A 22798-nucleotide genomic window follows, 5' to 3' on the forward strand; every position below is an offset into this window, starting at 1 on the left:
GTCCTAATTTATGATTTAAAGTGATCAGCAAACAAACCGCTAAGATATGGAATAAAATGCGGTGGGATATCATGCCCCATTCCATCAATTAATTCAAATTTAGCACCTGAAATAGCCTTTGCAACGGCCTTACCATGGCTTGGCGGCAGCAAACGGTCACGAGCTCCATGAACCACAATGGTTTTATGCTGAATTTGTTTATCCAACTGCAGCAGGGAACCTGTACATAATATTGCTAAAAACTGTTGAAGTACACCCGCTGGGTAATAACTCCGCTTATAGAGTTTACGTGCAGTTTGTATCGCTTCAAGCTGATTAATATAGCCTGGAGAGCCTATAATATTAAAAACTTTCAGGCTATGGTTAATAATGCCATCTTCATCGTTAGATTCAGGTTTTTCAATTAGACTAAATAATTGCTTTGGAAATGGCGGTGGAAGTAAGGGTTGGATGTTACTGGTAAAAAGTAAGCTTAAGTTGTGCACTTTATCAGGATAACGTGCCGCCACGATTTGAGCAATCATGCCGCCCATCGAAGCGCCTAAAATATGGACTTTATCAAGTCCCATACGATCAATTAACAGTGCAACATCGTCTGCCATATCATATAGATCATAAGGCGCACCTTGATTCTCTAGACCTAAGGCAAAACGTCCCATCAGTTTAAAGGTGTTAAGACGTGGGCCTGGGTTACGAATTTTACTCGACAGACCAATATCGCGATTATCAAAGCGAATAACTCGGTAACCTTGGTCTATTAGGGACTTACAAAAGAAATCAGGCCAATACAACATTTGTGCGCCGAGTCCCATAATCAATAAGACTGTAGGATCTCCAGGATGACCACCCACCTCGACATGAAGTTCAATGCCATTGCCTAACTCTACGCGAGTTTCATGCATAAAAGAGGCATAAGGTGAAATATTAAACTGAAGGGCACTATTCATTTTTATTTTCCTTTAAAAAGGACGTCTATTATTATTAGGACGTCCTTGTATTTAAACCCTAAACTGAAGCAGGAATCAAGTCCGGAACCTGCTTAGTCAAAGTTAAGCGTTGCTTCCCAGCAGTTGCACCGAGCAGTACAAATCCACGTAATACGCCATCTTGATCGATCGCACGGGCAATCATGCCATCTTCAAGCTCTTCTGTTTCCCATTGGGTTTCTACATCAATAGGCGCAGGAAGGACAGTTAAAGGTGCAGCAGGTGTTTTAACAGCTACAGGCATGGCAGGATAATGCACTGCGGTATGTTCACCATTGAGGGTTTTTGCCAAAGCACGCGCTTGTTGCATGATTGGCATCACGTATGGCAGAAGGGTACCATTGACTTCAGCACAGTCACCGACAGCATAGATATCTGCCAAGTTGGTTTCTAAGCTTTTATTGGTTAATACGCCACGACTGGTGTGAATGCCGGCTTGTTTTGCCAAGTTAATTTCAGGCTGTAGACCAATCGCAGACAACACAACATCTGCCACTAAGCTTTGACCATTGGCAAGGCTCACTTGATAGTCACCATTTTCAATACGTGACACTTTGTCGACTGTCGTACCTAAAACGAATTGAATACCCGTTTCTTCTAAATTGCTTTGGAATTTAGCTGCAACATGAGACGGCAGTAGGCGACCCAAAGGTTGCGGAGCTAAATCGACCACCGATACTTTCGCCCCAGTATTTTGGAGGTCGTTGGCAAATTCACAGCCAATCAAGCCTGCCCCTAAAATCACCACACGTTTATCTTCACGTGCTGCAAGCTGTTTACGGAAAGCTTTGTAGTGATCTAAATTGTTGACGACGTGAATGTCTTCACTGCCATCACCCGAAATAGCTAAGCGAATTGGATTTGCGCCGACTGCTAAAACGAGTTTTGAATATAGTTGTGTTTGAGTTTCGTTTTGACTTTCAATAGTGAGCTCATGTTTTGCTGCGTCAATGGATTTAACCCAACTCTTATTGATGATTTGCATATTGAGTTGAGCCGACATTTTTTCGGCATCCCCTAGAGGGATTTGCTCAGGAGCTTTATTACCAACGAGCGCATTGGATAATGTCGGTTTAGCGTAGTTAATGGCATCATCCGCACAGATCATAATAAGTTCTAGTTCAGTATTTAACTTTCGAAATTCACGTGCAACGGCATATCCCGCCATACCAGAACCAATAATGACAATAGGGTGCATACTCAACTCCAAACACATTTCATATTTTTTTAAAGACAAAAAAAAGACCATAACGATGATGGCCTTAGATTCTATTTATTAGATTTCAACCATTTCAAAATCTACTTTTGAGACGCCACAGTCTGGGCAAGTCCAATCATCCGGGATATCTTCCCATTTTGTTCCTGCCACGATACCGTCTTGTGGCCAGCCTTCTGCTTCGTCATAAATCCATCCACAAACGATGCACTGATACTTTTTCATTCCATTCTCCAAAAACTGACACAAAATTAAGTCAGTAAATACTTCATAACTGTATAAGTTTATACCTTAAGGTTAATTAGCCTTATACAGTAGACTCTTATGTTAAATTTTTACGCAGTTCTAACGATAAAGTAAAGTGGCTAAGAGTTTAATGAGTGAAATTAAAAGCAGAATGGCAGTGAGGGACAATAAATATCATCAAAACCCCAGATCTGGGAAAAATTGTCTGACAATATTTATGCCTATTGAAAGCTATATTTGAATTCATTTCCGTGAATTGGGTTCTAAATACCGCTTTTTCTATATTCATAGACTAAAGTCTTGCAGAAAAAAACTCTAAAATCTTTTATTTTATGATTAGGAAAATATATATTTGATATTTTTTAAATAAATACAATATTAATAATCAATAACTTATGTAAATTTGCTGTATCTTAAATATGCATTTTAGTCGGGGGTTAGCTGTTCTTTTCTCTCAAATCGCGTTAAAATTCACACATTCCTTCCTTAATTTATTTTCTCCTATTATGAGTAATTCTACTGCTGCGGCATTGTGGTCTAACATTCGTACTGTCCAAGATTTCCCAAAACCAGGAATTTGCTTCTTTGACCTTACGCCGTTATTTATGAATAACATCGAATCGTTAACTGATGCCCTAATTGCAAGTATTCCAGCTGAGCAATTGGCAGAAGTAGATAGCTTTATTGCAGTTGAAGCGCGTGGTTTTGTTTTGGCAAGCTTACTTGCTCAGCGTACAGGCAAAGGTTTGGTGTTGGTACGTAAAGCCGGAAAATTACCACCACCTGTTGTCGGTGTTGGTTATAGCCTTGAATACGGTTTAGATCGTCTTGAAATGTCAGCTGAAATCGAATCACAAAAAGTAATTATTGTGGATGACGTATTGGCGACGGGCGGTACGCTTCGTGCAGTGAAACAATTGGCTGAAAAATGTAAACACCAAGTTTTAGGTGCAAGCATTTTCTTAGATTTGCCTGACTTGCATAAAGATTTAGGACTAAATATTTGGTCAGTTTTAGATGATAAAACACGTCCTGAAGCAGATGCAGCTTAAGCGTCAGTTTAAAATGTAAAAAGCCTTGTCTATGACAGGGCTTTTTTATGTCTGATAAAACGACGTTGCTGCATATGATTTATTTTTTTAAGTAGTTTAATTCGAGATGCTGGATTAAATCATTAATATTTTCAGGGCATTGTAGACGATGGTGTCCGCCATCCATGACTTGAACTTGCATATAGTCTTCGAGTTGTTGTTCTGCTTCATACATATCTAAGATTTCATCGCCACGTTCGATATATGCAATTTGTGGAATATCGTGATCCAAATCCATTTCATTAATTGCAGGGTAGTCGTCGCGAAAGTCTGGATGCAGACTCGGGTTGGCAATTACACACGGAATACGATGAAACAGCGACATTTTTAATGCCCAATATGCCCCGAGACTATGCCCGACGATGATATCGGGCTTAATGGTTTCAATACTCTCGTGGTAAAAATCCGCAACAGTTTGAAAATTTAAGTTGCGATAGTCCACTTCAATGCAGAATTTTTGTTTTGCATTGATGGCATGGAACTTCGTAGATTCACGGGAAGAATCCAATCCATGTAAAAACAGAATTTTCGATAAGCAGGAAGTCATTGTTTTTCTACACACTGTTTTCAAACATTTTTGGATGTGTTGAATATTTTATTTTTCAACAATTTTATGACTTCATTGTAGAGAGAATTGTCAAAAAGAGAATTTAGCTTTTGGTCTAATTTATAGGCATTTAAAAGACTTTAGTCTTAAAGAAAATAGATTAAAAGGTTGAACTAAGTTATTGATATATATTTTAATGTATTGATAATTATAAGTATTTTTAAAGCTTTTAGTTATCATCTGATATCATTAAAATGTAGGTTTTCGAGCTTGAGTATTTAATTTTTATCTACTGCACATCTGTAAGGTAGGTTCTATGTCTACCTGAAGGTATAACGATTAAAACATCTTACTTCGATAAATTTCTACTTATTAAAAAAATGCGCGCATTGCTTACTGCTCAATTCAAAGGAAATCTGCTATGCTATGCAACTTCCGTTTTTTAACTATTTGAGACAGAGATGACGCAACATAACGCTCAATCGACTTCTGAACAAGCCATTTCCGAAAACGATTTAATTGCACAGCGTCATGCCAAGTTAGAGCACATCAAAGAGCACGCCAAGGAAACAGGTGTTAGCCCGTGGCCTAACACATTTAAGCGTGAACACTATGCACAAGACCTACAAGATCAATTCGCTGAAAAATCAAAAGAAGAAATTGAAGCAGGCGAAAAGGTTTATGTAAAAGTTGCTGGTCGTGTGATGTTGAACCGCGGTTCATTCATCGTAATCCAAGATATGACTGGTCGTATCCAACTTTATGTACCACGTAAAGAGTTGGATGCTGATGTTCTTGCAACTATTAAAGCACTCGATTTGGGCGATATTATTGCCATTGAAGGTTATATTGGTCGTTCTGGTAAAGGTGACCTTTATGTTCATATTGAACATTTTGAGCTTTTAACCAAATCACTCCGTCCACTTCCAGACAAATTCCATGGTTTGACTGATACTGAAGTTAAATACCGTAAGCGTTATTTAGACCTCATCATGAACGAAGAAACACGTAAAACTTTTGAAATTCGTGCAAAAGTGGTGTCAGGTATTCGTTCATATTTGAGCAATGAGCGTTTCATGGAAGTTGAAACACCAATGATGCATGTGATTCCGGGTGGTGCATCTGCGCGTCCATTCGAAACTCACCACAACGCATTAGATATGCCTTTATTCTTGCGTATTGCGCCTGAGCTTTACTTAAAACGTTTGGTCGTTGGTGGTTTTGAGCGCGTGTTCGAAATTAACCGTAACTTCCGTAACGAGGGTGTATCAACACGTCATAATCCAGAATTCACCATGATTGAATTCTACCAAGCATATGCAGACTACAAAGACCTGATGGCTTTGACAGAAAATATGCTTGAAAAATTGGCCATTGACATATTAGGTTCGACTGATGTGCCTTATGGTGATGAAGTGTATAGCTTCAAAGGTCCATTCAAGAAAATTTCGATGTTTGATGCGATTCTTGAACATAACCCAACGTTCACTGCTGAAAATGTATCTGATCGTGAGTTCCTTGCAAACTTCGTTAAAAATGAACTGAAAGAGCAAGTAAAACCTGGTTTTGGTTTAGGCAAACTTCAAACCATCGTATTTGAAGAAACTGTTGAAACAGAACTTCGTCAACCGACATTCATCACAGAATACCCAGCAGAAACTTCACCATTGGCACGTCGTAATGATGAAAATCCACATATTACGGACCGTTTTGAATTCTTCATCGGTGGTCGTGAGTTGGCAAATGGTTTCTCAGAGTTAAATGATCCGATTGACCAAGCTGAACGTTTCCAAGCCCAAGTTGCTGAAAAAGATGCGGGTGACGATGAAGCAATGCATTACGATGCAGACTTCATTGAAGCATTGGAATATGGCTTACCTCCTACAGCGGGTGAGGGGATTGGTATTGACCGTTTGGTGATGTTATTTGCGAATGCTGCAAGTATTCGTGAAGTGATCTTATTCCCTCATATGCGTCATAAAAACTAATTTAGTTTTTGAAATAAAAAACCCGCTTAATGCGGGTTTTTTATTTTGTATTTTTATTGAACATCTTTACCTAAATGATGAAAAAAATAAAAGGAGATACAGTTTCACCCTTGAATAAATGAGTTGAAAAATCTAAGGTGGGCTGTGAATTAAACTTGAGAAAAAGAGCATGTATTTAAGAAAGTCACTCTATGCTGCTGTACTGTTTGGATTATCAGTTCCTGTTTTTGCTCAGGGGATTGTATTAAATAATGAAGAGTTACGCGCAGATTTGAATTGGTTGAATCAGCAAGGCGTTATTCAAATTAGTACCTCAACATGGCCAATGAGTGGTGATGAAATACAGCGAGCGTTAACTTCTGCAAAAGTGATGACACCTGCACAACAAAAAGTATTACAAAGTATTCAAAATAAATTGACTGCCGAAAATGCATTATTAAAAGCAGAATTGTTTGCAGAGTCAGATAAAAATAATTTACCGCAAAATTTTGGTGATCATCAAAAAGCGCAATATCAAGGTGCACTTGAGCTCAACGTTGGTGGTGAAAATTGGGATGGTCGTTTACGTGTAAATGCTGAAGATAAACAGCAAATTAATAATGATCAAGATGTAAATGTGGAAGGCTCATACATTGCCGGGAAGCTTTGGAACCAATGGTTAATTGCAGGTCAGATTCCGACTTATTGGGGGCCTGGTCATGACGGTAGTTTAATCCGTGGTGATGCGAGTCGTCCTGTGTACGGTGTTACTGCACAGCGTGCACAACAGAATGCTTTTGAAACACCATGGCTATCATGGATCGGCCCTTGGCAGTATCAAGCTTTTGCTGGACAGTTAGATGATTATTCTGCTATCCCAGATGCAAAACTCATTGGACTTCGACTAACTGCACAACCTACTCCATATTTGGAATTGGGAGCATCACGTTCTATACAATGGGGTGGCGAAGGTCGTCCCGAAAGTTTTAGTTCACTTTGGGATGCCTTTATTGGTAATAAAGATAATGGTGGAACAGGTGAGGCTGATCCATCAAATCAAGTCGCGGGTTTTGATGCGCGTTTGAATTTACAACCACTTGTGCAAGTTCCAGTTAGTCTTTACGGCCAATATATTGGTGAAGATGAAGCAGGTGGTTTACCGGCAAAAAGCATGTATCTTGCAGGTGTTGATTATTCTTCAAGTGTAAATAATATGCCTTATCAACTGTATACTGAATGGGTTGATACTCGAACTAATGGTGATGCCAAAGGCATTTCATACAATCACTCTATTTACACAGATGGATACTATCAACATGGCTATCCACTTGGTCATGCATTAGGTGGTGATGCTCAAATGGTTTCAGTAGGTGGGAATATACGTATTGATCCACTAAACCGTCTAAATGGTCGTGTACTTTTTGCAAAAGTTTCTGAAACAGAACGTGCTGCTTTGAACAATGCAGCATTTCCAGAAAAAGATGAATTGAAAGCTCTCGACTTAACTTGGACACATTATTTACGTCCAGATATGCCTTTAAAAATTAATGGTTGGGTGAGTGACTCGGATTTAAATGGTAATGATGGTGGAGCGTCAATTGGAATTGAACTACCATTAGATAAACGTTTATTTCATTACTAATTTATATTCATTTTTAAAATGATGTATTAATTGAAAAGTCCGCTTATAGCGGACTTTTTGATATTGGTTATTGCTAATTTTCAGACAAAAAAATACGCAATGATTGGGGTGTTCATTGCGTATAACAACGAATCTGTTTTCACAGGTTCGGTAAAGGAGAAATGTTATGAATTTAGGTATTCCTAAAACATAAATAGATAATAGAGTGAACGGTCAGTCATTTCATTGGTGTTCACGTTAAGTGATGTTACCTAACGTTAAAACTAAGGAGATTTTGTGAATACCTTCACAAAAAGTGCCTATAAAAAAGCCTTTCACATTGGAAAGGCTTAATTTTATAGAATTTTTTAAATTTAGAAGTGGAATACACCCAGTCCAGATTTAATTTCGTCTAACGTTTGTTGGGTAATATCACGGCATTTATCGGTACCGGTTTTTAAAATATCCATGATGTAATCAGGATCTTTTTGCAATTCTAAACGGCGTTCACGGATCGGGCCGATCAGCTCTTTTAGTACACCTTCAAGACGCTTTTTCACAGTACCATCGCCTAAGCCACCACGACGATAGTGTTCTTTTAATTCTGCAACAGCTTCTTTATCTGGATCGAATGCATCAAGGTAAGTAAATACGACGTTACCTTCCACTTGACCCGGATCTTCAATACGTAAATGATTTGGGTCGGTATACATTGCATTAACAGCTTTCTTGATATCTTTATCAGTCGCGTCAAGCACAATAGTATTGCCCAAAGATTTAGACATTTTTGCTTTGCCATCAAAACCAGGTAGACGGCCTACATTAGAGAGTAAAGCTTTACATTCAGGAAGTACGTCACGACCAATTTGACGGTTTAAACGACGAACAATTTCATTGGTTTGTTCAATCATTGGAATTTGGTCTTCGCCCACCGGAACGACAGATGCTTTAAACGCTGTAATATCGGCAGCTTGAGCCACTGGATAACATAAGAAACCTGCAGGAATGTCACGCTCAAATCCACGCATTTGAATCTCAGATTTGATGGTTGGATTACGCTCTAAGCGAGAAACCGTCACAAAGTTCAAATACAACATGGTCAATTCATTCAATGCAGGTAAGCATGATTGAACGCAAATCGTGGTTTTAGTTGGGTCAATTCCTACAGCAAGATAATCGGTTGCGACTTCAATAATATTGCGACGAACTTTTTCGAAGTTATCGGCATTATCAGTTAAGGCTTGAGCATCAGCTAAAAGAAGATGTTGATGATGCGAATCTTGTAAACCTACACGTGAACGTAAAGAACCTACAAAATGACCTAAATGTAATTGTCCAGTCGGACGGTCGCCAGTCAAAATCACTGGACGATTATCTTGAGTACTCATTATCTGTTCCAAAGTGGTAGTCAAAGCTACGGCTGATTTTCAAAGAATGTCCCCATTGTACGGCATTCTATTTTTGATTGTTACTGACACAGCACAATTGACTGAAAAATGGGTGAATATTTTGTTAATTATTAAAAAACTAAATACAATTTTAGTGTTAAATAGAATTAGAATAATAAAAAATGCCTAAAGGATAAAAATAATGGCGAGTAGCTTATTAATCTTACTTGATGATATTGCAACTGTGCTGGATGACGTTGCTGTGATGAGTAAGATGGCAGCCAAAAAAACAGCGGGTGTCCTTGGTGATGATTTAGCACTGAATGCACAACAAGTCAGTGGTGTCCGCTCGGATCGTGAACTTCCAGTTGTTTGGTCTGTGGCCAAAGGTTCTTTTGTTAATAAATTAATTTTGGTTCCGGCTGCTTTATTGATCAGTGTGGTTGCACCTTGGCTGATTACACCACTATTGATGATTGGTGGTTTGTTCTTATGTTATGAAGGTGTGGAAAAAGTTCTGCATAGTTTGCATCATAAAAAAGCCAAAACAGAAGAAGTTGCTCGTGAAGAGATGACTCATATTGAAACGGATTTGGTGACTTTTGAGAAAGAAAAAGTCAAAGGCGCCATCCGGACCGATTTTATTTTATCTGCTGAAATTGTGGTGATTTCATTGGGTACGGTTGCAACTGCGGCATTTGGGACCAAGGTCATGGTACTTTCGGTGATTGCAATATTAATGACCGTTGGTGTCTATGGTTTTGTCGCGATGATTGTCAAAATTGATGACTTAGGGCTTTATCTCACTCAACAAGCATCACAATTTAAAAAGACCGTTGGACAAGGTTTGTTAGCATTTGCACCTAAGTTGATGAAGACATTGACCATTGTAGGTACGATTGCCATGTTTTTAGTGGGTGGTGGCATCATTACCCATGGTGTGCCTTTACTACACCATTTTATTGAAGGCTCTGTAGATTATGTAGAACATATTCCTACAGTTGGCAGTATTGTGGGTGCATTAACACCGACTTTAATCAATTTAGTGACAGGTTTTATTGCAGGTTTAATCGTGTTGTGCGTCGTATCTTTAATTCAAAAAGTATGGCCAAAGTCGCAAAAGGATTAATCTGTAAACGCACGGATATCAACTATTTTATATAAGGAAGATCACTATGCGCTGGAGAGGTCGAAGAGTTAGTTCAAACGTAGAAGACCGTCGCGGTGGTGGCGGTGCAAAAGCGGGTGGGATCAGTATTCTCGGTTTGGTTGTGGCATTTGTTGCGTGGAAATTTTTTGGTGTAGATCCGCAGCAAGCTTATCAGGCGACCAAACAAGTGACTTCACAGGGTCAAACGGCTGAAGTCAAAGGTTTGGATAATCCAACACCTGAACAACAAGAAGCGATGGATTTTGTTGGCACTGTTTTGGCCGATACGGAAGATACGTGGAATAAAGTCTTTCAAGAACAGTTAAATGCTCAGTATAAAGCGCCTAAATTGGTTATGTTTAATGGTGTGGTCAATTCAGGTTGTGGTACAGCACAAGCGGCAATGGGGCCGTTTTATTGCCCAGCAGATCAGAAGGTCTATATTGATACTGCATTCTTTAAAGATATGCGTACGCAAATGGGCATCACGGGTGAACAAAATCAAACAGAATTGAGTCGCCAAGATCAGGCGGGAGATTTTGCGCAAGCCTATGTGGTTGCCCATGAAGTTGGACATCATATCCAAACGATTTTAGGCATTTCTGAGCAAGTCCAGCAGGCCCGTGCGCAAGCATCTAAAGCTGAGGGTAATCGTTATTCGGTTATGCAAGAACTGCAAGCAGACTGCTTTGCGGGTATTTGGGCGCATCATAATCAACAGCGTACTCAATTTTTAGAGCAGGGCGATGTAGAAGAAGCGATGGACGCTGCACATAAGATTGGTGATGACTATTTACAGAAAAGTGCAACAGGGCAAGTGGTCCCAGATAGCTTCACGCACGGCACTAGTGAACAACGTATGAAATGGTTCCAGACAGGGTTGAAATCAGGCAATATCAATAGCTGTGATACCTTTAATCAAGCCATTTAAAACAAAAAAGAGGATGCAAAACATCCTCTTTTTTTCATTGAAAAATACATTGAAGCTTATTTGTTGAGAAATGATCTAAAGTTTCGAACAATACGATAGCTCACATACAAGGCGGCAAATGCAAATAAAGTCACGCCAAAAACTGTATATTTAAGGCTTGAAATATCGTTTTGATAGAACTGTTTTAATTGGGCATCGCTATAGCGTAATTGTTGTTTTTGTCCAGTGCGGCTATTGGTGAAACTCACATTTTGGATATATTGAAATTGTCCGATTTTTAGCAAATCGAGGTGTTGAATTTGTCGGGTGTGTTGCTGATTAAATTCATCTAGACAAATATCTTGTGCATAGTTTTCACAATTCATTTTGGCAAGATAACCATTATTCGCCAGCATGATAAAAATCGCACGATCGGGTGATTCATTATTGGAGACCAAAACCAATTGTTCTTTGGGTGTTGAATCCAGTGAGATGGTTTTTGCCTGACTAAAATAGTGGTCAGCACGTAAAATTTCCTGTGACTTGCTATAGCAAGTGAGGAGCAGGGCCGCCGTAATGATAAAAATCACAGCAGCAAAAAAGAGTCGAAAAACAGTTTTAATAGTCTGATGCATAGGAGAAATCATGTAGATGATGAAAATGCATAAAATTTATGCAGGCTTGCTATGTTAAATGATCTTGATAAAAGATGTGAAAAAAACTGAATTGATACACGGAATTTAGATAAAATTCGTTAGAATATTTTATTTTTAAATACTAAATAATTTGGTATTTATTTTCAAAATACCTATATCTCACTCTGTAGGCGACACAGCACCAAAATTGGGAACGAAATGGGAAATTATTTTTTTCTACAGGTTTTTACCGTTATTTTTGCACTTTCGATTGCAACCACGATTTTTAATAAACGTATCTTGGGCTTTCCACAAGCCATAGGTGTTCCCATTGTTTCTGCAATTTTTGTCTTTATTTTGCAATGGGGCGCAAGTTTGCTCAATGGCAATCAATTTGTGACGATTAATTTACACAATATTGAAGAGGCAGTTCGTCATATCGACTTTTATGACTTTTTAATTAATGGCGTGATTTGTTTTATTTTGACCTCATCTGCCTTGAAATTTAAAGTTTCCGATTTACGTTTGCATTGGAAGCCGATCAGTATTCTGGCCAGTATTGCCTTGGTGCTTTGTGCGGTGTTTTTTGGTGTTGCTTTATATGGTTATCAGTTCTTAATTGGCCATCATGTTGATTTATTGGTGTTGTTATTATTAGGCGCTGCTTTAGGTGCGACCGACCCGATTGGGGTCAAAGGTGTACTAAGTTCGGTACGTGCGCCACATCATTTGATGGTGAAATTAGAAGGCGAATCTCTCTTTAATGATGCCATGTGTATTGCCGTGTTTATGACTTTACTCAATGTCTTGCAAGGTGAGCATTTTACCGTCCTTGGTACGCTTGAAACACTGTTATATGAAATTGTTGTTGCAATCATTATTGGTTGGGCATTTGGTTTAGGGATTTTACGTTTACTCCGCGGTAAACATGAAATGGAGTCCTTGATTTTAACCACAGCATTATTGGCAAGTGGTTCATATCTAGTCGCTTTATTCGCACATGCATCTGCACCAATTGCATGTGTTATTGGTGGTCTGATCGTTGGGAATAAATGGAAAGAAATCCTCCAAGACCGAGAAATCAGGGAAGTGAACCATTTCTGGCATACCGTGGAAGGAATCATCAATTCCTTCTTATTTACCCTGATCGGTCTCGAGTTATTTATCTTAGATTTAAGTCTTAGCTTGATTTTAGGCGGCATGGTGGCGTTTATTATTTTGCATGCATCGCGCTTTGCAGCAAACTATTTATCTTTCGCATTTTTCCCGAGTTTCCGTAAAAAAAGCTATAACGGTAGTCTTGCGATTTTATCCTGGGGTGGGGTTCGTGGAGGCATTTCATTGGCCCTAATCCTTGCTGTTGCCAATATTCCTGAACTTAGTGAATACAGTAGTATTTTGATTGGATATACATTTATCGCAGTATTAATGTCGGGCCTCGTGTGTGGCTTAGGTTTACCTGCTGTGATGAATGCTTTTTATTACAATCCCAATGAAGAAACCAAAGGCTTCAAAGGTTGGTACCAAAGAATGTGCCATAAAATGAATAAAAAGGGCTTCCAATATATTGTGGGTGAAGATATCCATGGTAATGAAACCATTACGGTTTATAACCCAGAAGCGTTAATAGATACCAAAGCGGATGATGGTGTTGCTGCGGTGCATAACCCAGAAAAAGTGCAAGAAGTTCGTCGTTTAGAGAACCCCGAAAACTTCTAAAACTGATTTGTTTGACTTAAAAAAGGAAATGCTTGGGCATTTCCTTTTTTATTTCTAGTTGTGTTCCATCAAGTAACATCAAAAGTCGGGAAATTATGACTGGTCATTCATTGGTGTTATTGTGACTTACATCACATAAATAAGTGTTTGTTATTACTTGCATAAAGATGGCTCTAAAATCTAAATGTATTGATAAAAATATTAAAATATTAAAATATTAAAATATTAAAATATTAAAATATTAAAATATTAAAATATTAAAATATTAAAATATTAAAATATTAAAATATTAAAATATTAAAATATTAAAATATTCAAACAATTATGCAAAAAAATACACAAAGCATGATATAACGCACACAATTAAAAAATTGTTTTTAATGAGTTGTAATTAAAGAAATTATTAATCACCAACAACTCATTACAAAACCAAAAAAACATAAAAACGGTTCTCATATAAATAAATGAGGTTTTACCTATGTCGTAAATTTCTGTCATTTCTAAAGAAAGTCATAAAGTTTTGGATCAAGTTGAATCCAATCAAGTTGGGCTTATCAAAAATTCTGTCATCGTACTCAAAATCCGGAAAGAGGATGTTACTTCAATTACAAAGAACGGTGCTGACGTAATAATCACCTTAAAAAAATGGGGAAGTGATTACTGTACAAAACTATTTTAGTGAGGCGACACCAGACAATAGTTTGGTATTTGAGGGTGAAGACGGTACATGGTATTGGGCAAAATTTACAACAGCCAATGGTGATATTGAGGATGTTATTCAGTATCAACTTTTAGAAGAAATTAAACTGCTGCTTTATAACGATTCATTGACGGATGTAATTTTACCCTGAATTGCGGGAGCAGATGGTGCTGGTTTATTGGGTGCAGCTATTGTTGGTGAATCTGATTATTCTGGTGGTTCTAAGGATACGACTAAACCTGACGCGTCTAAAGATGTGGTGATCACCGATGATGGTGAGCACGTCACAGGTGAAGGTGAGCCGGGTACAACGGTAGAAGTAAAAGATCAAGATGGCAAAGTCATTGGCGCAGGCACAGTGGATTTATCAGGGAATTTTGATGTTGAATTTAAAAATTAATTAACCAATGGTGAAACCATTGAAGTCACTGTGACAGATAAAGTAGGCAATGATCAATTCAACACCAAAGCGGGCATTGATACGGTTATTTATAAAGTATTGGATCAAGCCGATGCAACGGGCGGTAATGGACATGATACTTGGAATGACTTTAATTCGTCTGTAGGCGATAAAGTGAATATCAAAGCCTTGTTACAAGGTCAAAATGTCAATCAGTCGAATATTGATCAGTTTGTTTCGGTTAAATCTGATGGCAAGGGCAACACTGTGATCAGCATTGATCGTGATGGAACAGGATCTAAATTTGGTGATAAAGTTGAATTACTCACTTTGAAAAATACCGATGTGACTTTACAAGATCTAATCGATCACAACCAATTACTGTACTAATCTGTCAAAATTAAGTATTAATCAAAGAGAACCTTCGGGTTCTCTTTTTTATGCGGCTCAAAGGAGATCAGATGAAGCAGAGTGATGAATTGGCAACGCAAATTTTGTCGGTCATTCAATTGATACCGCAGGCGAAGATTGCCACTTACGGACAAATTGCCAAATTAGCGGGTTTAACGAAGCATGCACGACTGGTTGGCTATGTACTCAAGCATCTAGATGCAACATCAACGATCCCATGGCATCGGGTGGTCAATGCGCAAGGAAAAATCAGCACGCAGCGTTGCAATGAAAAAGGTGAAAATATCCAGCAGTTGAAGCTGGAAGCCGAAAATGTCTTTGTAGTGAATGGACGCATCTCATTGAAACAATATCAATGGATACCTTAAAAAATCCTTGCCTTAAACATAGAATTTTAATTTTATAATTGATGACGCAGTCAATAAAAAAGCCCTCTAGGATCAGAAGGCTTTTTATTTCACGCTATAAATCTAATGGCTTATTTGCGCACAACCAAAACAGGAATGTCTGAAGCACCCAGTACACTTTGAGCTACGCTGCCCAAGAAGAATTTTTTGATCCCTGTACGGCCATGTGAACCAATGATAATCAAGTCCGCATGTGTTTCTTCTGCAGCTTTAACCAGTTCAGTATGCACCACTTGACCTTCAAGTAAGCGAGTTTCAACAGTGACACCTTCAGTTGAAAATTTCGCTTTTGCTTCTTCAAGTGTATTTAAAATCGATGCACGAGCACGTTCAATTAAATCATTGGTTTGTGTTGCTGAAATATACTCTGCAGCAATATATGGATCGAGCGTCAGTACTTGAACCACAGTAATTTTACTGCCAAAAGTTTTTGCAAACTCGACAGCTTTAGCCACCGCAGCATAAGAAGTTTCTGAACCGTCCACTGGAACTAAAATATTATTTAAAGCCATCTTATTTCTCCTTATCTGATCAATTGAATTTGGATGGAAAAACCTGAAAAAAAGTGCTACTTACATTGATCATAGTTTCATCATACGCTTTTTTATTTGGGAATAAAACCAAGTAAATTCATAAGGATATTGCGAAATTTGCAATAAAAATATTGCAAAAATATAGACTTGTTTTCACCTCGCTTAGCGATAGCAAAAATGCTCAATAATGTAAGCAGCTATGTCTAGATTGTAAGACAATTTGGTGCTGAAAAAATTGAGCCTAGATAATTCATCCATCAGTGGACATGGTTTCAATCACACCGTTTCTCTTGCTCTGTCAGTGTAATATGCAACGCTTGTTGCTCAAGCAAGCTTAATTTATGCAACGCATCTTCAGGGAAAATCTGTTTTTGCAGGCGTTGAATTTGTCGCGCTGATAAATGCTGATTGGCACAATACATCGCAGCTTCATTAGCGCGCGCAACACTGACTAATTTCTCCTGATCATTGAAGTCGAGACGAATGATTGATTGCTGTGCTCGGCTAAGTTGAGCCATGCTGCGCTTTTGTTGCATGCTCAATAAAGGCTGTTTATTAATCCAAGTCGCCACATCACGTCGCACACCATTATAGTCAACAAAAATAGGTGAGACGATTTGGCAGCCCGTTAAGGTCATGACGGCAAGGCTGAGGGTCAGACAGGCTTTTTTTATCGAATTGAATTGCATGATAAAACTCTAATTTTTAATCAAAAAATATAGTAAATAGGGCTAAAAATAGCATAATTTGCTTAAATAGTAACATCTTGAACTTTGCTTGTTTAAACTCTGAACAATTGCAAACAAAAATGCTTGACGATAATGTGTGAAATCTAGATAATGCCACCACAGTTTACGGCTATGTAGCTCAGTTGGTTAGAGCACCGCACTCATAATGCGGGGGTCACAAGTTCAAGTCTCGTCATAGCCACCATTTTTATAGACCAAGCTCTCAGCTTGGTCTCTTTTTTTGTGCCTAGAAAAAGTCAAATAGATTGAAATAATTACAGCACTAATAAAATAATCTATTTACGATGTTAATGTAGAAATAAAAGAGAACTCAAATCTTTGATGTTATGAATTGATGTCCTAACTTTTGAAATACACCTCTCAATTATTTTTAATTTTTACTACTACGTATTTTGCACCTATAAAAAAAGCCCAGTGATAGAACTGGGCTTTTTTTAATTTGAATCGAGTAATTAGATACCCGGTTTCCAACCATTCACGATTGGGTAGCGTCGTTCACGGCTAAATGCACGTGAGCTAATACGTGGACCAATCGCGCCTTGGCGACGTTTGTATTCGTTTAGATCAACCAAACGGATGACTTTTTTCACGACTTCAGCATCAAAACCTTTGGCAATGATGTCATCTTGGCTCATGTCTTCTTCGATATACGCATACAAGATGGCATCCAATACTTCATATTCAGGTAATGAGTCTTGGTCTTTCTGATCTGGACGAAGTTCCGCAGAAGGTGGACGAGTAATTACACGTTCAGGGATCACTGGTGTTTCTGAAATGCTGTTACGGTATTTTGCTAGTTCAAATACAATCGTTTTATAAACGTCTTTAAGAACCGCAAAGCCACCGACCATGTCACCGTACAATGTACAGTAGCCAACAGATAATTCAGACTTGTTCCCTGTAGAAAGGACTAAATTGCCGAACTTGTTCGATAAGGCCATTAGCAACGTACCACGAGAACGCGCTTGTAGGTTTTCTTCAGTCGCATCAGTCGGTGCAGCGCCAAAGAAAGGGAATAAGGTTTGCATAAAGCCATTCACAATTGGATTGATTTCGGCAATACCAAAAGTTACGCCCATATTCTTGGCTTGTTCAGCAGCATCTTCAACGCTGATTTGCGCGGTATAGGTATATGGCATCATGACCGCTTGAACTTTATCGGCGCCAATCGCATCGGCAGCAATCGCTAAAGTTAATGCTGAGTCAATACCACCAGATAGACCTAAAATCACGCCAGGGAAGCCTGAACGTTGTACGTAGTCACGTGTTGCGATCACAAGGCTTTGGTAGATTTCAGCCATGGTATTTAATACAGGCGTGATTGCACCTGTTTTAAAGGCTTTTTGTTCAGCATCGTATTCTGCGATATATAGATCTTCAACAAAACTTGGTGCTTGCAACGCAACTTCACCTGAATTGTTCATCACAAAGCTTGTGCCATCAAAGACAAGGTCATCTTGACCGCCCACTTGGTTGCAGTAAACCAGATTGATGTTCAATTGTTTGGTCAATGCAGCCATGGTTTCAATGCGATGCTGTGGTTTACCAACTTCATAAGGTGAAGCATTCAACACCAAAGCGGTTTCAACATTTAACTGAGCAAGCTGTTGAACAGTTGGTAAAGCCCAAACATCTTCGCAAATCAACACACCAAACTTATGACCTAAATATTCAAAGACAAGGTGTTGATGACCCTCACTGAAATAACGTTTTTCATCAAAAACGCTATAGTTTGGAAGATTTTGTTTATTGTAAATCCCGAGAACTTGACCATTTTTCATGACAGCAGCAGAGTTATAGCGCTGACCATCTTCAGTTTGATTCACAAAACCAAAGACTAAAACGATGTCCTTAACGTTCGCCAATTGTTCAAAAGCTTGCTGTGTACGTTTATTTAAACTTGGACGTAATAATAAATCTTCAGCAGGATAACCAACTGTAGAAAGTTCAGGAAAAACAATAATATCTGCGTTCTGTTCTTTTGCAGCATTGGCTTGTTGAAGCATTTTTGCTGCGTTTGATTCTAGATTACCAATATGCGGAGAGAACTGAGCAAGTGCAATTTTAAAACTATTCATTCCAACTAAATCCTATTCCTATAGGTGAATACACTTAACACACTGATTTGTATTATTGTGATTATTCAGCGAGTGTATTTAGATACGAAAAATACTGCCGAAAGGCGAAAACAAAACACCATCATCGTATGATAATTCACTTGTTTTGATGCAAAGCAAAAAAATAAGGTAAACCTATTTTATCTGAATTTAAGCGAGATACTAGAGGTATTCATAGCTTTTAAAAGCCTAGCTGAGCTTATGTGCCATAAAGTAAATATTAATGCTGTTTTTTTGTACTTAAAATAGCGTCAATGGTCGAGCAATAGCGTGAAATAGAATGATCTGGCGATATTCAATTTTATCTATAAATATTCGCTACAGAGCATGGAAGCTTTATAGCTCAATTTGATGAACAAGTTCCGGATATAAAATAATATTTTTAATTCGCTTTAAATAGATGTCACGAGCAATGTCACCTTGTTGCTCAATGTTGTAGTCAAAAAATGCCTTGTGTGGTTTGAGGGTATAGCGGTAAGGATTATATTTTTTAAAACTGAAGAAATACGCCATCTGTAACACAGCGCCTCGACCCAAAACATTGATTTGCTGCTGGTATTGATAAACATGGGCCATCTCATGAATAAACAGGGCACGATATCCTAAAGACGCTTTGGCATAGTCCGCTTTAAACAGTAAATTTCGTGCATGGATATACCCCTGAGGCGCCATGACCACATGCGCCGATTGCCAAGGCAAAAAAGGGTGATTCATCACTTTCACTTGCTCATATTGAATCAAATCCCCAAACACACTGCGACACATGGATATTTCACCTGCCGTGAGGGATCGATATTTAAAACCTTCAAGTTTTAACAGTCGGATGAGTGTAGGAAAGAAGGGCAACATGATGAAAAGTTTCTAGAGTTCCAAAGGGATGTGTAGTTTTACTATAACCTGAAAATACAGTATCACGCTGTTGCACTGTATTTAAAAAGCGATATTTTTGCATCTGCTACAGAGAAAAATCGGTTAGGGCGTTACAATTTAGTTTTCGGTCAAACAGATAATCAGATGCAAGCAAGAATCAATACTTTAATTTCTGAAATCAGCAAAAATATGTATGAACGCGAGCAGATTATTGCATTGAGTTTGCTGGCTGGTGTTGCGGGCATGAATACCTTTTTATATGGTTTGCCCGGCACAGCAAAAAGTTTGATTTCGCGTCGAATCGCGTCTGCTTTTGAAGTCCATGACTACTTTGAATATTTGATGAATCGTTTCAGTACGCCGGAAGAAATTTTTGGCCCAGTATCAATTAAAGCCTTAAAAGAAGATCAATATATTCGTAAAACAGAACATTATTTACCACGGGCAGATTTTGCTTTTTTAGATGAAATTTGGAAAGCCAGCCCTGCAATTTTAAATACTTTACTGACCTTGGTGAATGAGCGGAGTTTTAAAAATGGTGACATTGTCCAAAAAGTTCCATTGAATGTTTTGGTTAGTGCATCGAATGAAATTCCTGAACCCAATCAAGGTTTAGATGCCTTGTATGATCGTTTTATTTTGCGCTTAGAAGTGCCGCCGATTGCTGTTGCAGAAAACTTTCATGCACTGTTACAGGCCAAGCCGAGTCAAGTCAGTGTTGAAGTCGATGCAACTTTAAAAATAAAAAAAGCGGAGCTACAAGATTGGTGGGAACAGATTTATCAGGTGGATTTACCCGAATCGATTTTAAATCTGTTTGATCAACTTAAAACTCGACTCAATCATAACTTTGAAGATCACGTGGTCTATGTCTCTGACCGTCGTTGGCAACGTGTGGCTTATTTAGTCAAAGCCTGTGCATTTTTAAATAATCGTTCATCGGTGATTTTGAGTGATTTATTAATTTTAAAACATTGTTTATGGAATCAGCCTGAAGACATTGGTTTTGTTTCACAGCAGATAGATGAAGTATTGGCTGAAAATGGCTTAAATTACGGTTTGCAATTCGAACAGCATGTGGCAGAGAAGGATGCACTTGAACAGCGGGTGCTCAATCATTTTTATTATACCGATGATGTGTATGAGAGTTATTTAATTCATGGCACTGACTACTTACGTGCAGTGACCAATCTAGATCGACACTATAAAGATAAAGTGTTGTATCTCGAACTGGATAAAATGGATACGAAAAAGGACTTCTTTGCCTTAGATGATACTGGTGAAGAAGTGCGTGGCATCGTATGTAATTTTAATGGTTCAAGAGTGTGTACGTTAAAAGGTGGTTATTACGGCTTAGAAGAAGTGGTGACGCCGTATATAAAACATACCAAAGGTAGTCCACGTAGCTCTCTTTCAGCACAAAGCCAATATGAGCTGTTACACGAAGTTCAACAGCTCAAAGCACTGTTTCAAACAGAATTGGATCTGTTGACGGAACGCTTTAACAGTCAAAAACATCAGTTTAAATCGGTCTTTGTCACTGAACAGGATATTCAACAATTAATTCAATCTATTGAGCAGCAATTGGCGAGATATCAGTTGCAGTTGCAAGATTGTGAGCGCTTGGAACAGTTATGTCGCAATTAAAACCGACACGACAACAAACCCAATCGGCGCTCGATGAATTAAGTTCGCAGCTTTATGATGAATTAAAACAATCCAGCTTAAAACATTGGTTGAAAGATCATAAAGTTGCAAAAAAGCTCGATCAAAAAATTCAGGAATGGGCCTTTCAGGCAAAGTCGAGTTTAGATCAGCAGCATCCCTATGCAATGGCGCAGCAGCAATTGGAACATTGGCTTGCGATAAAGCATTGGGAACAGGGCGATTTTGTTCAATTCCACACTGAATATGCTGCCTTCATGCAAACCTTGGGGATTCCAGAATTCACTGAAATGTGGCAACAGAGCCAACAGTCGTTGCTGACCGAGCAACAGCGTCAATTACACATTGAGCTATTCAAAGGTAAATGGCAGCGCAAATTGACTGAAGCTATTGCGCATTGGGAGTTTGAGCAACTCCGTTTACAACGAGATGCCTTTTTAGATGAAATCAAAGATTTTCTTGCGACATTGTCGAAAATGGTCAAGCACCATGACAGTGTCGGGTTTGAAACTGGGATTTTTCTGGACTATTCCAAAGGGCAATTAACTGAGCATGATGTACAGAACTTTGAGCAATGGGCGAATTATCTCGAGCAAGATCGGGCGCTTAAACGTCTATGTCAAATGATTGGAAGCGCACAGCCGAATATGCCACGTAAGCGGATTTCTGCTCAGTTAGAACAAGAACCACAGCAGCTTATTCACACCCCGATGGCGCAAGAGGAAATTACTGGAATTAAATTAGCACAAGAACTCAGTATGGCTTTACCTAGCGAGTTGGCGCTATTAGCCGATCCAGACTTGCAGGTTTTATTTGATTTGAAATATTTAGAATCTAACCTGATGAGTTTTAATCGACAAGGTCAGCAACAGGGACGGGTGATCGAAGACCCACGCCATACACAGCGTCGAGTCGGACAAAAAGGCCCGATGATTGTCTGCTTAGATACCAGTGGCTCAATGAATGGACAACCTGAACTGATTTCCAAAGCGATTTGTCTATATTTATCGATTCGAGCGCTAAAAGAAAAGCGAGCGATGTATTTGGTAAATTTCTCGACCAATTTAACCGCGCTGAATTTACAGCGTAACAGCGCTTTGGATGATGTCATTCACTTTTTAGGGCAGTCATTTCATGGGGGAACAGATATTATCCCTGCGATGAATCATGCCGTGGACATGCTGAAACAACCGAATTTTGTACATGCTGATGTGGTGGTGATTTCAGACTTTATTATGGGTCAACTTACTGAAGAACTCATGCAAGAGATCACACATTTTAAGCAGCAGGGCAATGGGTTTTACGCTGTGGCTATCGGTAATTTTAAACTGGATCATTTAGATGACAATCTGTTTGATCATCAATGGGTCTATCAATCTGCGACCGGGGAAGTGCAAAAAATCCAATAATCATCACTCACTCAAAATACGCCATGACCTTTAATGACAAGCTTTTGAGCCATACAACACC

At 38.7% G+C, this 22798-nt stretch carries 23 protein-coding genes and 1 tRNA gene; 14 read left to right on the forward strand and 10 right to left on the reverse strand.

Annotation, left to right across the window (positions count from 1 at the left end):
- Window positions 1-8: 8 nt before the first annotated feature.
- From estB to rubA, 3 genes are all read right to left on the reverse strand, one after another.
- Entirely contained in the window at window positions 9-947 is a 939-nt protein-coding gene (gene estB, locus FTT99_RS12645) for an esterase EstB (RefSeq protein WP_218954527.1), read from the reverse strand.
- A gap of 58 nt (window positions 948-1005) precedes the next feature.
- Window positions 1006-2184: an NAD(P)/FAD-dependent oxidoreductase gene (locus FTT99_RS12650; protein WP_180132110.1), complete on the reverse strand. Its 1179-nt coding sequence runs from the start codon at window positions 2182-2184 to the stop codon at window positions 1006-1008.
- Between the two features lie 78 nt (window positions 2185-2262).
- Window positions 2263-2427: a rubredoxin RubA gene (gene rubA, locus FTT99_RS12655; protein WP_005179369.1), complete on the reverse strand. Its 165-nt coding sequence runs from the start codon at window positions 2425-2427 to the stop codon at window positions 2263-2265.
- 527 nt (window positions 2428-2954) lie between these two features.
- Between rubA and FTT99_RS12660 the strand changes: the two genes are divergently transcribed.
- The gene (locus FTT99_RS12660; protein WP_078189930.1) at window positions 2955-3500 is read left to right on the forward strand and encodes an adenine phosphoribosyltransferase; all 546 of its coding nucleotides are present in this window, start codon (window positions 2955-2957) and stop codon (window positions 3498-3500) included.
- 79 nt (window positions 3501-3579) lie between these two features.
- Here FTT99_RS12660 and FTT99_RS12665 read toward each other — a convergent pair whose 3' ends face one another.
- The gene (locus tag FTT99_RS12665) at window positions 3580-4086 is read right to left on the reverse strand and encodes a YqiA/YcfP family alpha/beta fold hydrolase (RefSeq protein WP_078193013.1); all 507 of its coding nucleotides are present in this window, start codon (window positions 4084-4086) and stop codon (window positions 3580-3582) included.
- 461 nt (window positions 4087-4547) lie between these two features.
- On the opposite strand from FTT99_RS12665, the gene lysS reads away from it, so the two are divergent.
- Together lysS and FTT99_RS12675 are read left to right on the forward strand one after the other, a co-directional pair.
- Complete coding sequence (gene lysS, locus FTT99_RS12670) at window positions 4548-6074, forward strand: lysine--tRNA ligase (RefSeq protein ID WP_078193012.1); 1527 nt, start codon at window positions 4548-4550, stop codon at window positions 6072-6074.
- Window positions 6075-6243: 169 nt separating this feature from the next.
- Window positions 6244-7695 (forward strand): capsule assembly Wzi family protein, encoded by a 1452-nt coding sequence (locus tag FTT99_RS12675; protein WP_180132109.1) that lies wholly within the window; start codon window positions 6244-6246, stop codon window positions 7693-7695.
- A 353-nt stretch (window positions 7696-8048) separates the two neighbouring features.
- Here FTT99_RS12675 and trpS read toward each other — a convergent pair whose 3' ends face one another.
- Entirely contained in the window at window positions 8049-9062 is a 1014-nt protein-coding gene (gene trpS, locus FTT99_RS12680) for a tryptophan--tRNA ligase (RefSeq protein ID WP_168379231.1), read from the reverse strand.
- Between the two features lie 202 nt (window positions 9063-9264).
- Here trpS and FTT99_RS12685 point away from each other — a divergent pair, with 202 nt between their 5' ends.
- Complete coding sequence (locus FTT99_RS12685; protein ID WP_180132108.1) at window positions 9265-10191, forward strand: DUF808 domain-containing protein; 927 nt, start codon at window positions 9265-9267, stop codon at window positions 10189-10191.
- Window positions 10192-10237: 46 nt separating this feature from the next.
- Complete coding sequence (locus FTT99_RS12690; RefSeq protein ID WP_180132107.1) at window positions 10238-11143, forward strand: neutral zinc metallopeptidase; 906 nt, start codon at window positions 10238-10240, stop codon at window positions 11141-11143.
- A gap of 56 nt (window positions 11144-11199) precedes the next feature.
- Here the strand turns inward: FTT99_RS12690 and FTT99_RS12695 are convergent, their stop codons facing one another.
- On the reverse strand, window positions 11200-11757 hold the full coding sequence (locus FTT99_RS12695; protein WP_180132106.1) for a hypothetical protein: 558 nt from the start codon (window positions 11755-11757) through the stop codon (window positions 11200-11202).
- Between the two features lie 219 nt (window positions 11758-11976).
- Between FTT99_RS12695 and FTT99_RS12700 the strand changes: the two genes are divergently transcribed.
- The 6 genes from FTT99_RS12700 (at window position 11977) to FTT99_RS12725 (ending at window position 15355) form a co-directional block, all read left to right on the forward strand.
- On the forward strand, window positions 11977-13476 hold the full coding sequence (locus tag FTT99_RS12700; RefSeq protein ID WP_180011033.1) for a sodium:proton antiporter: 1500 nt from the start codon (window positions 11977-11979) through the stop codon (window positions 13474-13476).
- A gap of 496 nt (window positions 13477-13972) precedes the next feature.
- Window positions 13973-14155 (forward strand): BapA prefix-like domain-containing protein, encoded by a 183-nt coding sequence (locus FTT99_RS16635; protein WP_373684806.1) that lies wholly within the window; start codon window positions 13973-13975, stop codon window positions 14153-14155.
- Entirely contained in the window at window positions 14130-14327 is a 198-nt protein-coding gene (locus tag FTT99_RS12710) for a hypothetical protein (protein ID WP_111884424.1), read from the forward strand. The genes FTT99_RS16635 and FTT99_RS12710 overlap by 26 nt, the downstream gene beginning before the upstream one ends.
- Before the next feature lie 27 nt (window positions 14328-14354).
- A complete protein-coding gene (locus FTT99_RS12715; protein WP_078193005.1) occupies window positions 14355-14576 on the forward strand; it encodes an Ig-like domain-containing protein in 222 nt (73 codons plus the stop codon).
- Between the two features lie 30 nt (window positions 14577-14606).
- Window positions 14607-14966, forward strand: a complete 360-nt coding sequence (locus FTT99_RS12720) for a type I secretion C-terminal target domain-containing protein (protein WP_227591821.1) — start codon at window positions 14607-14609, stop codon at window positions 14964-14966.
- 71 nt (window positions 14967-15037) lie between these two features.
- The gene (locus tag FTT99_RS12725; protein ID WP_180131606.1) at window positions 15038-15355 is read left to right on the forward strand and encodes an MGMT family protein; all 318 of its coding nucleotides are present in this window, start codon (window positions 15038-15040) and stop codon (window positions 15353-15355) included.
- Window positions 15356-15465: 110 nt separating this feature from the next.
- Here FTT99_RS12725 and FTT99_RS12730 read toward each other — a convergent pair whose 3' ends face one another.
- Window positions 15466-15906, reverse strand: a complete 441-nt coding sequence (locus tag FTT99_RS12730) for a universal stress protein (protein ID WP_078193002.1) — start codon at window positions 15904-15906, stop codon at window positions 15466-15468.
- 293 nt (window positions 15907-16199) lie between these two features.
- Entirely contained in the window at window positions 16200-16616 is a 417-nt protein-coding gene (locus FTT99_RS12735) for a hypothetical protein (protein ID WP_078193001.1), read from the reverse strand.
- A gap of 167 nt (window positions 16617-16783) precedes the next feature.
- Between FTT99_RS12735 and FTT99_RS12740 the strand changes: the two genes are divergently transcribed.
- Window positions 16784-16860: transfer RNA gene (locus FTT99_RS12740), tRNA-Met, on the forward strand.
- A 268-nt stretch (window positions 16861-17128) separates the two neighbouring features.
- Here the strand turns inward: FTT99_RS12740 and FTT99_RS12745 are convergent.
- Together FTT99_RS12745 and FTT99_RS12750 are read right to left on the reverse strand one after the other, a co-directional pair.
- A complete protein-coding gene (locus tag FTT99_RS12745) occupies window positions 17129-18754 on the reverse strand; it encodes an NAD+ synthase (protein ID WP_111884419.1) in 1626 nt (541 codons plus the stop codon).
- A gap of 375 nt (window positions 18755-19129) precedes the next feature.
- Window positions 19130-19642: a hypothetical protein gene (locus FTT99_RS12750; protein ID WP_218954528.1), complete on the reverse strand. Its 513-nt coding sequence runs from the start codon at window positions 19640-19642 to the stop codon at window positions 19130-19132.
- Window positions 19643-19807: 165 nt separating this feature from the next.
- Between FTT99_RS12750 and FTT99_RS12755 the strand changes: the two genes are divergently transcribed.
- Entirely contained in the window at window positions 19808-21310 is a 1503-nt protein-coding gene (locus FTT99_RS12755; protein WP_180131604.1) for an AAA family ATPase, read from the forward strand.
- Complete coding sequence (locus FTT99_RS12760; RefSeq protein WP_180077240.1) at window positions 21298-22737, forward strand: VWA domain-containing protein; 1440 nt, start codon at window positions 21298-21300, stop codon at window positions 22735-22737. The genes FTT99_RS12755 and FTT99_RS12760 overlap by 13 nt, the downstream gene beginning before the upstream one ends.
- Window positions 22738-22798: the final 61 nt, after the last annotated feature.

The organism is Acinetobacter sp. YH12040, assembly GCF_013420005.1.
Taxonomy (GTDB): Bacteria; Pseudomonadota; Gammaproteobacteria; order Pseudomonadales; family Moraxellaceae; genus Acinetobacter; species Acinetobacter amyesii.

Bases quoted from the DNA above. Each gene is read 5' to 3' on its own strand.
- estB (WP_218954527.1), bottom strand. From the start codon at position 947: ATGAATAGTGCCCTTCAGTTTAATATTTCACCTTATGCCTCTTTTATG.
- FTT99_RS12760 (WP_180077240.1), top strand. From the start codon at position 21,298: ATGTCGCAATTAAAACCGACACGACAACAAACCCAATCGGCGCTCGAT.
- FTT99_RS12690 (WP_180132107.1), top strand. From the start codon at position 10,238: ATGCGCTGGAGAGGTCGAAGAGTTAGTTCAAACGTAGAAGACCGTCGC.
- FTT99_RS12675 (WP_180132109.1), top strand. From the start codon at position 6,244: ATGTATTTAAGAAAGTCACTCTATGCTGCTGTACTGTTTGGATTATCA.
- rubA (WP_005179369.1), bottom strand. From the start codon at position 2,427: ATGAAAAAGTATCAGTGCATCGTTTGTGGATGGATTTATGACGAAGCA.
- FTT99_RS12730 (WP_078193002.1), bottom strand. From the start codon at position 15,906: ATGGCTTTAAATAATATTTTAGTTCCAGTGGACGGTTCAGAAACTTCT.
- FTT99_RS12755 (WP_180131604.1), top strand. From the start codon at position 19,808: ATGCAAGCAAGAATCAATACTTTAATTTCTGAAATCAGCAAAAATATG.
- FTT99_RS12685 (WP_180132108.1), top strand. From the start codon at position 9,265: ATGGCGAGTAGCTTATTAATCTTACTTGATGATATTGCAACTGTGCTG.
- FTT99_RS12750 (WP_218954528.1), bottom strand. From the start codon at position 19,642: ATGTTGCCCTTCTTTCCTACACTCATCCGACTGTTAAAACTTGAAGGT.
- FTT99_RS12700 (WP_180011033.1), top strand. From the start codon at position 11,977: ATGGGAAATTATTTTTTTCTACAGGTTTTTACCGTTATTTTTGCACTT.
- lysS (WP_078193012.1), top strand. From the start codon at position 4,548: ATGACGCAACATAACGCTCAATCGACTTCTGAACAAGCCATTTCCGAA.
- FTT99_RS12735 (WP_078193001.1), bottom strand. From the start codon at position 16,616: ATGCAATTCAATTCGATAAAAAAAGCCTGTCTGACCCTCAGCCTTGCC.
- FTT99_RS12665 (WP_078193013.1), bottom strand. From the start codon at position 4,086: ATGACTTCCTGCTTATCGAAAATTCTGTTTTTACATGGATTGGATTCT.
- FTT99_RS12725 (WP_180131606.1), top strand. From the start codon at position 15,038: ATGAAGCAGAGTGATGAATTGGCAACGCAAATTTTGTCGGTCATTCAA.
- trpS (WP_168379231.1), bottom strand. From the start codon at position 9,062: ATGAGTACTCAAGATAATCGTCCAGTGATTTTGACTGGCGACCGTCCG.
- FTT99_RS12745 (WP_111884419.1), bottom strand. From the start codon at position 18,754: ATGAATAGTTTTAAAATTGCACTTGCTCAGTTCTCTCCGCATATTGGT.
- FTT99_RS12695 (WP_180132106.1), bottom strand. From the start codon at position 11,757: ATGCATCAGACTATTAAAACTGTTTTTCGACTCTTTTTTGCTGCTGTG.
- FTT99_RS12650 (WP_180132110.1), bottom strand. From the start codon at position 2,184: ATGCACCCTATTGTCATTATTGGTTCTGGTATGGCGGGATATGCCGTT.
- FTT99_RS12660 (WP_078189930.1), top strand. From the start codon at position 2,955: ATGAGTAATTCTACTGCTGCGGCATTGTGGTCTAACATTCGTACTGTC.